We start from the raw sequence: 12,117 nt of genomic DNA, 5'->3' as shown, positions 1-12,117 counted from the left end.
TTAATAAAAGGGCAAAAGCCAAAACCCGTGATTTTTGACAAAAGCTTATGATGAAGAGAATTTTATTTGCCTTTTTTCTATTTCTAAGTCTAATTTCGTGTGATTCTGCATCAAAAAAGGAGCAGGAAATAGCTAAAGTTGATGTAGATTTTGATATTACACGTTTTGACAGGCTTTTTGCTGAAGCTTCACCAAAAGATCTTCCGCAGTTAAAAAATGATTTTCCTTATCTATTTCCGCAGCAGTATCCCGATAGTGTTTGGATCAATAAAATGAAGGATACGATTCAGCTGGAAATTAACCGGGAAGTAGCAAAAAAGTATGCCGATTTTAGCGAATCTGAAGATGAGTTTTATTCACTTTTTCAACATGTAAAATATTATTTTCCAGAGTTTAAAGCGCCCGATGTAATTACGGTGACTTCAGAAGTAGATTATAAAAATAAAACAATTTATACCGGCGATTATCTTTTTGTGTCGCTGGATACCTATCTTGGTGAAGACCATAAATTCTATATTGGTATCGTTGAATATTTTAAGCGGAATTTTACCAAAGATCAAATTGTGCCAGATGCGGCAAATAGTATTGCTGAAAAGTATGTTCCGCGTGCAAAATCCAGGACTTTTTTAGCGCAGATGATCTATTTTGGCAAGCTATTGTATTTAAAAGACATTTGGCTTCCACAGCAAACAAATTGGCGTAAAATTGGTTATACTGAATCGCAATGGCAATTTGCTGAAGATAACGAAGAAATGATCTGGCGATATTTTGTAGATAATGAGCTTATTTTTGATACAGATTCTAATTTAGCACCTCGATTTTTATACCCTGCACCATTTTCTAAATTTTATTTGTCATTAGATGCAGAAACTCCCGACAGACTGGGGCAGTATATTGGTTGGCAAATGGTAAAATCGTATATGGATAAAAACGAAGTTTCTGTAAAACAAATGTTGCAGGCAGATGCTGAAACAATTTTTAATAACGCAAATTATAAACCAAAGAAATAATGGCAGCTTATAAAAAATCTGATATAAATATTGAAGTGATCACCGATGAAAACAAGGTTCCTGAAGAAATTTATTGGAGTGCAGAAGATGGTAATATTCATAAAGAAGAGGCTAAAGCATTAATGCTTTCTGTGTGGGATAGCAAATCGCAGGAAACGCTTAGAATCGATCTTTGGACTAAGGAAATGCCGGTAGACGAGATGAAAAAATTCTTTCATCAAACCTTAGTTTCTATGAAAGAGACTTACTATCGCGCTACACAAGATGATAAAATGGCCGATACAATGGGCGATTTTTGTGATTATTTCGCAGAGAAATTAGAAATAACCAAAAAGTAATTGGTTTTCCGTTATTTATGATATTTAATGATTTTGTCGTTCCGGACCTGCCAGCCGGCGAGGCAGGCTTGATCCGGAATCTCATAGAGATTTATAAAACCATACCTTGAGGATGAGACCCTGAATCAAGTTCAGGGTAACGGTAGCCCATTATGACTCATTATGGACATTTAAAAAAGTAATCTTGCATAAGAAACTCATCTTTGTTTATAACGCAAATTCGGGGACGTGGAATTCTGTTTTAGACTCGGCTCATAAGTTTTTGAAACCAGAAACCTATTCCTGTAAACTTTGTGCGGTAACTCATGGTTTGGCTGGAGAAAAGAAAGCCTGGAAAAACTATCGAAAATCGTCGAATCTCGAAATGGAGTTTTATCATAAAGATGAGTTTCTAAGTGCTTTTGCTTCAAAATATTTACTGAAGTTTGATTTTCCGGCGATACTTTTTGCTGAAATTGGAGATCTTCAGGTGCTAATTTCGGCAAAGGAATTTAATGAGATTTCTTCCGTAGAAAAATTGATCGAAATTATCGAAAATCGAGTTTGAATTTTAGAAAGATTTTTCTCAAACTTCAGGATCTATATATTGTGCGGTAAAATCTAATCTTGATTCTCCGTTAGAAACTAAAATCTGACCGTTTGGTTTAATAATAGCAAAACCACCACAAAGACTAGGTTCTCTAAAAATATGATTAAATATTCGATTATTAGTATCTGTAAATAAATAATCAAAATTCTTTATAGGTTCATAATTTATCCCTTCCTGAGTTATAACTAAAGTTTCTACATTTTTGTACTGTTTTTCTATAGTTACTTTTTGGGGTGCTACGTGCTTTCTTAGCGCTGCAACTCTGTGTTTTTGCCAATTGTTATTACTGCTATTACGCGCTGGATTACATAAATCGTCTTTGAAGTAGTATGAGATTAGAAAAATAGTATTGCGAGGATATCTTTTATGGCTTAATTCTTCAAGAATGATAGATAGTAACTGGTAATTCCCTTCAAGTCTTTCTATTCTAGGTTTAGCAGTTAATCTGGCTTCAATAGTATCCCCTTTTTTTGTATCCCACCTTCCTTTGCTGGCGTTATGGTGCCACTCATTGTAAAATTTGTTTCTTGAAATAGTATTCCCATTTTCATCCAGATAACTTTTTGTTATTTTGGGAGTTACACAAGATTGTAGTATTAAAACGATAAAAGCGAATACATAGAAATGATTATTCATTATGAAATATTAAACTTAAACCCGGAGATGTTGGTAAACACCAAGGGTGGTTATGTGTGAAATCTAATGTAGGGAATTTATTATGTTCCTTTTTCAGTAATAGCTGAAAAAAACTTAAACCTTACTCGGTAACTTCGTTGTTAAGATTATCGATAAATTCAAGAATATCTTCTCCGCCGGTTTTTGCAGTAGAAGATGTGACAAAAAAATGCGGCATTTGTTCCCAAAACTGAAGCATTTCCTGCTGGTAATTCTGGATGTTTTTCTCTAACTCTTTAGGCTTCAATTTATCTGCTTTGGTAAAGATCATGCAAAATGGGATCGCATGTTCGCCTAGCCATTGCATAAATTCCATGTCGATAGGCTGTGGTTTATGACGACTATCGATCAAAACAAAAGCACAAACCAATTGCTTGCGTTCTTCGAAATAATTGGTGATAAATTTCTGAAATACTCTTTTAGCAGATTTTGAAACTTTAGCATAACCATAACCCGGTAGGTCGACAAGATGCCAGTTCTTATTGATCAGGAAATGATTAATAAGCTGAGTTTTTCCTGGTTTTGCTGAGGTTTTTGCCAGACTTTTACGACCGGTAAGCATATTTATTAATGAAGATTTTCCCACATTACTACGCCCAATAAAAGCATATTCTGGTAATGGGCTGTTTGGGCATTTAGCAACTTTAGAGTTACTAATTACAAATTCAGCAGTATTGATCTTCATCGATATATGTTTAGAAATTTCTTTTCGTTAACCAGTCAGATAATAACTCGTTAAAAAGATCTGGATGTTCCATCATGGCGGCGTGACCACATTTGTCTACCCAATAAAGGTCTGAATCTGGTAGAAGTCGGTGAAAATCTTCAGCAACTTCAGGCGGAGTAACATTATCGTTCTTTCCCCAAATGATACAGGTAGGAGTAGTCATTTTTGGTAGATCCTTGGCCATATTGTGTCTAATAGCACTTTTTGCAATGGCTAAGGTTTTTACCAGTTTATTGCGATCACCAACGGTCTCATAAACATCGTCTACAATTTCTTTAGTAGCTACCGCAGGATCATAAAATACGTTTTGGGCTTTCTTTTTTATAAATTCGTAATCACCACGACGCGGGTAACTTTCGCCCATTGCATTTTCGTAAAGACCAGAGCTTCCTGTGATCACAAGACCTTTTACGATTTCTGGATAAAGTTTAGTTGTTAACAGTGCGATATGCCCACCTAGGGAATTTCCTAATAGAATAACTTCGTTTAAACCTTTAAAATCTACAAACTCCTTCAAATATTTAGCGAAAGTTCCAACACTTGTTTTAAGAAGGGACATAGAATAAAGCGGAAGTTCTGGGATTAAGACTTTATATCCTTTGGAAGGGAAATAATCTACTACTCCGTCAAAATTACTTAGGCCGCCCATAAGTCCGTGTAAAATAACTATCGGAGTTCCTTCGCCTATCTCTAAATATGTGAATTTTCCCTCTTTCCTTAAATTATTTTTCATTGATACCCTTTGCGGTTAGCAATCGCAAATATAGCGATTTCATTACAAGTATAATCATTTTTGAGCAATAGCAAAGTGATTAGCGGTTTTCAGTAATATTTATTAACGCAATTTGGAAGTGGGAATTTTAACACAAATTTAAGCGGAGAAAATAAACTCTTGGAACCGAAGAGAATAGCGCTATTTGGTAGTGTTTCAGTTAAATACGGCGGGAAAACTTATCAACAATGTGGGAAGATGTGGTAAAAAGTGGTAATATTTTCAATATATTTGACTTTGTAAAGCAAATTTGTGGTAAATCTTATTGGAACATACGAGTGTAAAGTTGACACTAAGGGTAGGCTTATGGTGCCTTCAGCCCTTAAGAAACAACTTATGCCTATGCTTCAGGAAGGTTTTGTGATTAAAAGGGCTGTCTTTCAGTCTTGTTTAGAGTTGTATCCCATGGAAGAGTGGAATAAACTTATGCAACGAATGAACAAACTTAATCGCTTTAAAAAGAAAAACAACGACTTTATTCGAAGATTCACAGCTGGTGTAAAAACCGTAGAGGTAGATGGAAATGGCAGGTTGCTTATTCCAAAAGATCTTGTTGGTTTTGCAGGTATTAAGAAAGAGATTGTGCTTTCTTCAGCAATAAACATTGTGGAGATTTGGGATAAAGATAAGTACGAAGAAGCAATCGAGGCTGCAAGCGATGATTTTGCAGATCTGGCAGAAGAGGTAATGGGAATTGACGATTTCGATGTTGATGGAATATCATAATCCGGTATTATTAAAGGAGTCTGTAGACGGTTTGAATATCAAACCCGATGGCGTGTATGTAGATGTTACATTTGGTGGCGGTGGTCACTCACGTGAAATTTTAAGCAGATTGGGGAAGAAGGGGAAACTTTTTGGTTTTGATCAGGATACCGATGCTTTACAAAATATAATAGATGATCCTCGCTTTACACTCATCAATGAAAATTTTAGATTCTTAAAGCGATTTTTGAGGTTTTATGGTATTAAAAAAGTAGATGGAATTTTAGGTGATTTTGGAGTTTCCTCGCATCAGTTTAATGAAGCAGAACGAGGTTTTTCTACTCGATTTAATGCTAAACTCGATATGCGAATGGACCAGGGGAGCTCTCTTAGTGCTTACCAGGTTATAAATGAATATGAAGAAGAGCAATTAAAAAGTTTATTCTATCAATATGCCGATCTAAAAAATGCTCCAAAATTAGCAAGAATCATCGTTGCTGAACGAAAAAATAATCTAATCGAAAATAGTGAAGATTTAAATGAACTTATAAAGCCTCACTTATTTAAAGGAAAAGAGAATAAAATTTTAGCGCAGATCTACCAGGCAATTCGCATAGAGGTGAATCAGGAAATAGAAGTGCTGAAAGAATTTTTGCTTCAAACGGAAGAAATAGTGGAGAAAAATGGGAGGATTAGTTTAATCTCTTACCATTCTTTGGAAGATCGTTTGGTGAAAAGATATATAAGAAGCGGACTTTTTGAAGGAGAGCCTGAAAAAGATTTCTACGGAAATATTTCAGTGCCCTTTAAAAAGGTAGGGGGGCTTATTGTGCCTTCAAAAAAAGAGATTAGCGAGAATAATAGAGCGCGAAGTGCAAAATTAAGAATAGCTAAAAAGCTATAAAACCGGGGTAGATTTATGAAGAAAGGTTTTTACAATATTCTTAAAGCCAATTTTTTGATTAACGAAGACGCCTTTAAAAACTGGCGTTTTATCGTTTTTTGTACTGTTTTGGCCATTATAATGATAGCAAGTTCACATAGCGCAGAGCGTAAAGTGCATGAAATTGCACGATTACACGAAGAAGTTTTAGAGTTAAGAAGCGAGTTTTTAGAAGGACGTTCTAATTTGATGAAAATCAAAATGGAATCTACCGTTACCAACGAAATGAAGAAAATTGGGATTGGTCCTTCAGATATTCCACCATATAAATTAAGAGTAAAAGTTAGCGAGTAGTTGTATGGCAACAACCGATAAAGGCATATTAAACAGGTTATATTTTGTTGCAGGATGCATGTTCATCTTTGCGATAGCTGTTGGTGTGAAGCTAATGGATATTCAGTTTGTAGAGGGAGAACATTATAAACAACTTTCAGAAGAACGTGTTTATCGAAATTTCACTATTCCTGCAAACCGTGGGAATCTTTATGATTCTAACGGAAGTCTTTTAGCAGCTTCAGTGCCAAAATATGATATCAGGTTTGATGCAGTAACAGTTTCAGATGAGGTATTCGAAGAAAATGTGCTGCCACTTTCTAAAGAGTTAGCCAAGATGTTGGGAAATACATCTTCATATTATGTACATAAATTAAGAACCGCCAGAGCGCATAATCAAAGATATGTTTTAATAACAAGAGGTCTTGGATATTCAGAATATATCAAGATCAAGACGTTCCCAATTTTTAATCTGGGAGCTTACAAAGGCGGACTTATAGTAGAGCAGCGCACTGTTAGAGAGCATCCGCTAGGTAAAATGGCCGAGCGTACCGTTGGATACGAGAGACAGGATGATGAGGGGTATTTTACAAGAGTAGGTTTAGAAGGTGCTTTTGGTCCTTATCTAAGAGGAACAGATGGGCATCGTTTAAAGCAAAAGATAGCTAAAGGACAGTGGAAGCCAATTAGCGATAATAATGAAGTTGAGCCTAAGGATGGTTATGATGTGATTTCTACCATCGATGTGAATATTCAGGATATTGCGCATCATGCTCTATTAAAACAGCTTGAAGATTTTGAAGCTGAACATGGTACCGTAATCGTAATGGAAACCGCAACAGGCGAGATCAAAGCCATGTCTAACCTTGGTCGTACAGATGAAGGGACCTATTACGAAAAAAGAAATTATGCGGTTTACGAAGCGCACGAGCCGGGATCTACTTTCAAGTTAATGGCGATGGTTGCTGGTTTAGAAGATGGTGTGATTGATACTAACCAGGTTGTGGATACAGAAAATGGCGTTGTTCGTTTCTACGGAAGAGCTGTACGTGATTCTCATCATGGTGGCTACGGCAAAATTTCTGCAGCCAGAGCTTTCGAAGTTTCTTCGAATACAGCTTTTACAAAAATGATCACGCAGGGATATAAGAATAACCCTGAGAAATTCGTGGATCGATTAGACGATATGGGTGTTACCCGTAAAATTGGTCTGGAGATAAAAGGAGAGGGAACACCTCGCATCCCGCATCCAGATGATAAAGGTTGGAACGGTTTAAGTCTACCCTGGATGGCCTTTGGTTACGGCGTTGCTATTACTCCGCTGCAAACCTTAGCGTTTTACAATGCGATTGCTAATGATGGTGAAATGGTGAAACCACGTTTTATCAAAGAAGTAAAAGAGTGGGATAAGACCATTGTGAAAATGGATCGGGAGGTTATTAATCCTGCGATCTGTTCTCCAGAAACTGCAAAAAAAGTTCGCGAGATGATGAAGAATACCGTGAAACGCGGTACTGCAGCGAATATCTATACACCTAATTTTTCTATGGCGGGAAAAACAGGGACTTGTCAAACCGAATATTGGATAGAACCAGGAAGATATATTGCATCTTTCGCAGGATATTTTCCGGCAGATAATCCAAAGTATTCTTGCATTGTGGTAGTACATAAGCCGAAAAGAAGTAAAGGCTACTACGGTAATATTGTAGCGGCACCTGTTTTTAAAAGAATCGCACAAAAGATCTATACAGATACTCCAATTATGGATGAGCTTCCTTCTTTAGAGGTAGAAAGCGAAATAGTAGAACAGGATTTTGAAAAATATTATACCAAGGTTCAGGGAGAAAAAGTGGTGATGCCAAATGTAAAAGGTATGCCGGCAATGGATGCTATACCGCTTTTAGAGAATCTTGGCTTAAAAGTACAGGTTAACGGCGATGGGATTGTTAGAAGTCAGTCGATCACCGCAGGCCAGAAAATAAAAAGTAACCAACAAGTAAATCTGAAGTTAAGTTGAAAATACTTAAGGACATATTATACAAAGTAAGAATGGAATCTGTAGTGGGAAACACTGCAGTAGCTATTAATACTATTCATTTCGATTCAAGAAAAGTTGAAATGAACGATGTTTTTGTAGCAATTACCGGAAGCCTTTCTAATGGTCACAATTTTATCGAAAAAGCGATCAATAAAGGAGCTTTAGTGATTATTTGTGAAGAACTTCCAGAAAACATCGTTAATGGAGTGACCTATGTTCAGGTTGCGAATTCTAAGGAAGCTTTGGCGTATATGGCCGCTAATTTCTTCGGAAATCCTTCAGATAAACTAAAGTTGGTTGGCGTTACCGGCACCAATGGTAAAACAACTATCGCAACATTATTGTATGATCTGTTTACCAAAGCAGGATTTAAAGTTGGTTTACTTTCAACGGTAAAAGTGATGGTTGGCGACAAAATGTATGATGCGGTGCGCACAACACCAGATTCGGTAACGATCAATTATTATTTATCTGAAATGAACGAAGAAGGTGTAGAATATTGCTTTATGGAAGTAAGTTCTCACGGGATCGATCAGCACCGTACAACTGGATTAGAATTTGCTGGCGGAATTTTCACCAATCTTAGTCATGATCATTTAGATTATCATAACAGCTTTGCAGAATATCGTGATGTGAAAAAGCGGTTTTTTGATGAATTGCCAGCTTCAGCATTTGCATTAACCAATGTAGATGACAAGAATGGCGAAGTGATGCTGCAAAATACCAACGCGAAACAGTATACCTACGGACTTAAAAATTATGCCGATTATAAAGCTCAAATTCTGGAAAATCAATTTACAGGATTATTGCTGAAGATCAACGACCAGGAAGTATGGTCTCGGTTAATCGGAAGCTTCAACGCTTACAATATTTTGGCGATTTATGCCGCTGCGGAATTACTTGGATTAGAAACTATAGAAAACCTGAAGTTTATAAGTGAGCTACATTCCGTTAATGGGCGTTTTCAGTATTTCATTTCTTCCGAAGAAAAAATTACCGCAATTGTAGATTACGCACATACCCCAGATGCATTAAAAAATGTGTTAGAAACGATTAACGCAATTAGAACAAAGAATGAAGAGCTAATTACGGTTGTTGGTTGTGGTGGCGATAGAGATCGAACTAAAAGACCAAAAATGGGGCATATTGCTTCGGCTTTAAGTTCTAAGGTAATTTTTACCAGTGATAATCCAAGAACTGAAGATGCAGATGCCATTATCGAAGAAATAGAAGAAGGGGTTGAACCTCAAAATTTTAATAAAACAGTTTCAGTAACTAATAGAAAACAGGCGATCAAAACGGCTTGCCAAATGGCAAAAGCCAACGATATCATTTTAATCGCCGGGAAAGGTCATGAAACCTACCAGGAAATTAATGGTGACAAACATGATTTTGATGATTATAAGATCGTGAGTGAATTTTTAAAACAGCTAAAAAAGTAACGCCAAAAGGCAGAATTTAAGGATATGCTTTATTATTTGTTTCAATTTTTAGAAGATAAATATCAGTTCCCGGGAGCCCAGCTGTTTGAATATCTTTCATTCCGCTCGGCAATCGCAATACTTTTATCGCTGTTAATTTCAACGATTTATGGTAAGCGAATAATCAACTATTTGCAAACCAAACAAATCGGCGAAAGCGTAAGAGAGCTTGGTTTGCAAGGGCAAACCGAAAAAGCCGGCACTCCAACGATGGGAGGAATTATCATCATAATTTCAACCTTGATACCAGTGTTGCTATTGGCCAAATTAGAGAATATTTATGTGATTTTATTGATCATCACTACCATTTGGATGGGTGCCATTGGTTTTTTGGATGATTATATAAAAACATTCAAAAAAGATAAGGAAGGCTTGCCAGGTAAGTTTAAAATTCTTGGACAGGTAGGGCTAGGTTTGATCGTTGGAAGCATCATGTATTTTCACGATGGAATTACCATAAAGGAAAAGTCGAATCCTGAAGAAGCTATTTCACAGGAAATGATGTTAGGGGCTAATGATCTTCCAGAAATGGGGCCAGAGCAAAAAACACTTACGACAACCATTCCTTTTGTAAAAGATAATGAATTTGATTACTCGAAGATCATCTCCTGGATAAACCCAGATTTGGCAAAATACGCCTGGATCATTTTTATCCCAATTGTGATCTTTATAGTTACAGCGGTTTCAAACGGAGCAAATCTAACTGATGGAATCGACGGACTTGCCGCAGGATCTTCAGCAATCATTGTGCTAACACTGGGCATTTTCGCATGGGTTTCTGGTAACATCATTTTTTCAGATTACCTGAATATCATGTATATCCCTCGTTCCGGAGAAATGACGATTTACATAACGGCATTTGCAGGAGCATTAGTCGGTTTTCTATGGTATAATACTTATCCCGCACAGGTTTTTATGGGAGATACGGGGAGTTTAACCATTGGAGGAATTATTGCTGTTTTAGCAATTGCTTCTAGAAAAGAATTATTGATACCAATTTTATGCGGAATTTTCTTAATAGAGAATCTATCTGTCATGCTACAGGTATCCTGGTTTAAATACACTAAAAAGAAATTTGGCGAAGGGCGCAGGATTTTCCTAATGTCTCCTTTGCATCATCACTATCAAAAGAAAGGCCATCATGAAAGTAAGATCGTTGTTCGATTTTGGGTAGTGGGTATTTTTCTGGCCATTTTAACCATTGTGACACTTAAACTTCGATAAAAGTTGAGTAAGAAAATTGTCATACTTGGTGGTGGAGAAAGCGGTGTTGGTACTGCGATTTTGGCAAAGAAAGAAGGCTACAAGATTTGGCTTTCAGATAAAGGAAAAATTAAAGAAAAATATAAAAAGGTTCTTGAACATCTTGAAATAGACTGGGAGGAAGAAAAGCATACCGAATCGCAGATTTTTGATGCCGATGTGGTGATGAAAAGTCCGGGTATTCCAGATACAGTGCCAATGATAAAAGCACTAAGAGAAAAGGGGGTTCCTGTAATTTCTGAAATAGAATTTGCTGCAGAATATACCAGTGCTGTAATTGTTGGGATCACCGGAAGTAACGGAAAAACCACGACCACAAAATTAACCGATCATCTATTGAATGATGCTGGTTTAAAAGTGGGAATGGCCGGTAATGTAGGAGATAGTTTTGCGAAGCAGGTAGCAGAAACAAATCCAGACTACTATGTGTTAGAACTTAGTAGTTTTCAGTTGGATGGGATTGAAAAGTTTAGACCTTATATTGCGATTTTAACCAATATCACTCCAGATCATTTAGATCGATATGATTATAAATTCGAGAATTATATCGAAGCTAAGTTCAGGATAACAAAGAATCAAACAAAGGACGATTATTTTATTTACGACGCAGATGACGAAGTTATTACGAACTGGCTAAAAAACAACAAAATTGAGGCGCAGTTACTACCATTTTCGCTGGAGAGAAAGTTAGAGAATGGTGCATATTTAGAAAATGATACAATTATTATAAAGACAGAAAATACAGAGTTTACTATGGCTACTTCAGATTTAACATTACAAGGTAAACACAATACGAAGAACGCAATGGCAGCTGCTACAGTGGCAAAGCTTTTAAAAATAAGAAAGAATACGATCCGTGAAAGTATGGAAAGCTTTCAGGGTGTAGAACATCGCTTAGAAAAAGTGCTTAAGATCAATAATGTGCAATACATCAACGATTCTAAAGCCACAAACGTTAATGCTACTTACTACGCTTTAGAAAGTATGGAAGGGCAAACCGTTTGGATCTTAGGAGGTGTAGATAAAGGAAATGTTTACGATGAACTTTTGCCATTAGTGAACGAGAAAGTAAAAGCAATTATTTGCCTAGGGGTGGATAACACCAAAATCATTAATTCTTTTGGGAATTGTGTTGAAACAATGATGGAAACACAAAGCATGGGTGAAGCGGTGAAAATGGCGTATAGGCTTTCTGAAAAAGGAGATACGGTTTTACTTTCTCCGGCTTGTGCTAGTTTCGATCTTTTCGAGAATTACGAAGATCGCGGAAGACAGTTTAAAGAAGCAGTAAGAAATTTATAGA

General features: G+C 36.5%; 13 protein-coding genes. 10 read left to right on the top strand and 3 right to left on the bottom strand.

Features of this window, described 5'->3' with window-relative positions:
- Nucleotides 1-47 precede the first annotated feature (47 nt).
- The 3 genes from gldB to BM201_RS12350 all read left to right on the top strand — a co-directional run bounded on the left by gldB (nucleotide 48) and on the right by BM201_RS12350 (nucleotide 1,895).
- Nucleotides 48-1,010, top strand: a complete 963-nt coding sequence (gene gldB / locus BM201_RS12360; protein ID WP_092543088.1) for a gliding motility lipoprotein GldB — start codon at nucleotides 48-50, stop codon at nucleotides 1,008-1,010.
- Nucleotides 1,010-1,348, top strand: coding sequence for a gliding motility protein GldC (gldC, locus tag BM201_RS12355; RefSeq protein ID WP_084841360.1), 339 nt, complete (start codon nucleotides 1,010-1,012; stop codon nucleotides 1,346-1,348). The genes gldB and gldC overlap by 1 nt, the downstream gene beginning before the upstream one ends.
- A gap of 184 nt (nucleotides 1,349-1,532) precedes the next feature.
- The gene (locus BM201_RS12350; RefSeq protein ID WP_092543086.1) at nucleotides 1,533-1,895 is read left to right on the top strand and encodes a GTPase; all 363 of its coding nucleotides are present in this window, start codon (nucleotides 1,533-1,535) and stop codon (nucleotides 1,893-1,895) included.
- Nucleotides 1,896-1,913: 18 nt separating this feature from the next.
- On the opposite strand, the gene BM201_RS12345 is transcribed toward BM201_RS12350, so the two are convergent.
- From BM201_RS12345 to BM201_RS12335, 3 genes are all read right to left on the bottom strand, one after another.
- On the bottom strand, nucleotides 1,914-2,573 hold the full coding sequence (locus BM201_RS12345) for a hypothetical protein (RefSeq protein WP_092543084.1): 660 nt from the start codon (nucleotides 2,571-2,573) through the stop codon (nucleotides 1,914-1,916).
- 121 nt (nucleotides 2,574-2,694) lie between these two features.
- Nucleotides 2,695-3,297, bottom strand: coding sequence for a ribosome biogenesis GTP-binding protein YihA/YsxC (yihA, locus tag BM201_RS12340; RefSeq protein WP_092543082.1), 603 nt, complete (start codon nucleotides 3,295-3,297; stop codon nucleotides 2,695-2,697).
- 10 nt (nucleotides 3,298-3,307) lie between these two features.
- Nucleotides 3,308-4,072, bottom strand: coding sequence for an alpha/beta fold hydrolase (locus BM201_RS12335; RefSeq protein WP_092543080.1), 765 nt, complete (start codon nucleotides 4,070-4,072; stop codon nucleotides 3,308-3,310).
- A 291-nt stretch (nucleotides 4,073-4,363) separates the two neighbouring features.
- On the opposite strand from BM201_RS12335, the gene mraZ reads away from it, so the two are divergent.
- From mraZ to murD, 7 genes are read left to right on the top strand one after another with little or no spacing between them, the layout of a single operon-like run.
- Nucleotides 4,364-4,837: a division/cell wall cluster transcriptional repressor MraZ gene (mraZ, locus tag BM201_RS12330; protein ID WP_092543078.1), complete on the top strand. Its 474-nt coding sequence runs from the start codon at nucleotides 4,364-4,366 to the stop codon at nucleotides 4,835-4,837.
- The gene (gene rsmH / locus BM201_RS12325) at nucleotides 4,824-5,720 is read left to right on the top strand and encodes a 16S rRNA (cytosine(1402)-N(4))-methyltransferase RsmH (RefSeq protein ID WP_092543076.1); all 897 of its coding nucleotides are present in this window, start codon (nucleotides 4,824-4,826) and stop codon (nucleotides 5,718-5,720) included. Before mraZ ends, rsmH begins: the two co-directional genes overlap by 14 nt.
- 15 nt (nucleotides 5,721-5,735) lie before the next feature.
- Nucleotides 5,736-6,053: an FtsL-like putative cell division protein gene (locus BM201_RS12320; protein ID WP_092543074.1), complete on the top strand. Its 318-nt coding sequence runs from the start codon at nucleotides 5,736-5,738 to the stop codon at nucleotides 6,051-6,053.
- 4 nt (nucleotides 6,054-6,057) lie between these two features.
- Nucleotides 6,058-8,049 carry a penicillin-binding protein gene (locus BM201_RS12315; RefSeq protein ID WP_092543072.1) on the top strand — a complete coding sequence of 664 codons (1,992 nt, stop codon included), beginning with the start codon at nucleotides 6,058-6,060 and terminating at the stop codon, nucleotides 8,047-8,049.
- A complete protein-coding gene (locus tag BM201_RS12310) occupies nucleotides 8,046-9,512 on the top strand; it encodes a UDP-N-acetylmuramoyl-L-alanyl-D-glutamate--2,6-diaminopimelate ligase (protein ID WP_092543070.1) in 1,467 nt (488 codons plus the stop codon). Before BM201_RS12315 ends, BM201_RS12310 begins: the two co-directional genes overlap by 4 nt.
- A gap of 24 nt (nucleotides 9,513-9,536) precedes the next feature.
- Nucleotides 9,537-10,775, top strand: coding sequence for a phospho-N-acetylmuramoyl-pentapeptide-transferase (gene mraY, locus BM201_RS12305; RefSeq protein ID WP_092543068.1), 1,239 nt, complete (start codon nucleotides 9,537-9,539; stop codon nucleotides 10,773-10,775).
- 3 nt (nucleotides 10,776-10,778) lie between these two features.
- Complete coding sequence (murD, locus tag BM201_RS12300; RefSeq protein ID WP_092543066.1) at nucleotides 10,779-12,116, top strand: UDP-N-acetylmuramoyl-L-alanine--D-glutamate ligase; 1,338 nt, start codon at nucleotides 10,779-10,781, stop codon at nucleotides 12,114-12,116.
- Nucleotide 12,117: the final 1 nt, after the last annotated feature.

The organism is Zunongwangia mangrovi, assembly GCF_900112105.1.
In the GTDB taxonomy this organism is placed as follows: Bacteria; Bacteroidota; Bacteroidia; order Flavobacteriales; family Flavobacteriaceae; genus Zunongwangia; species Zunongwangia mangrovi.
Note: the sequence above shows the minus strand (reverse complement) of the source record. Positions and strands in the feature narration are given on the sequence as shown.

Coding starts and splice junctions, on each gene's coding strand:
- gldB (WP_092543088.1), top strand. CDS start 48: ATGATGAAGAGAATTTTATTTGCCTTTTTTCTATTTCTAAGTCTAATT.
- gldC (WP_084841360.1), top strand. CDS start 1,010: ATGGCAGCTTATAAAAAATCTGATATAAATATTGAAGTGATCACCGAT.
- BM201_RS12345 (WP_092543084.1), bottom strand. CDS start 2,573: ATGAATAATCATTTCTATGTATTCGCTTTTATCGTTTTAATACTACAA.
- yihA (WP_092543082.1), bottom strand. CDS start 3,297: ATGAAGATCAATACTGCTGAATTTGTAATTAGTAACTCTAAAGTTGCT.
- BM201_RS12335 (WP_092543080.1), bottom strand. CDS start 4,072: ATGAAAAATAATTTAAGGAAAGAGGGAAAATTCACATATTTAGAGATA.
- rsmH (WP_092543076.1), top strand. CDS start 4,824: ATGGAATATCATAATCCGGTATTATTAAAGGAGTCTGTAGACGGTTTG.
- BM201_RS12320 (WP_092543074.1), top strand. CDS start 5,736: ATGAAGAAAGGTTTTTACAATATTCTTAAAGCCAATTTTTTGATTAAC.
- BM201_RS12315 (WP_092543072.1), top strand. CDS start 6,058: ATGGCAACAACCGATAAAGGCATATTAAACAGGTTATATTTTGTTGCA.
- mraY (WP_092543068.1), top strand. CDS start 9,537: ATGCTTTATTATTTGTTTCAATTTTTAGAAGATAAATATCAGTTCCCG.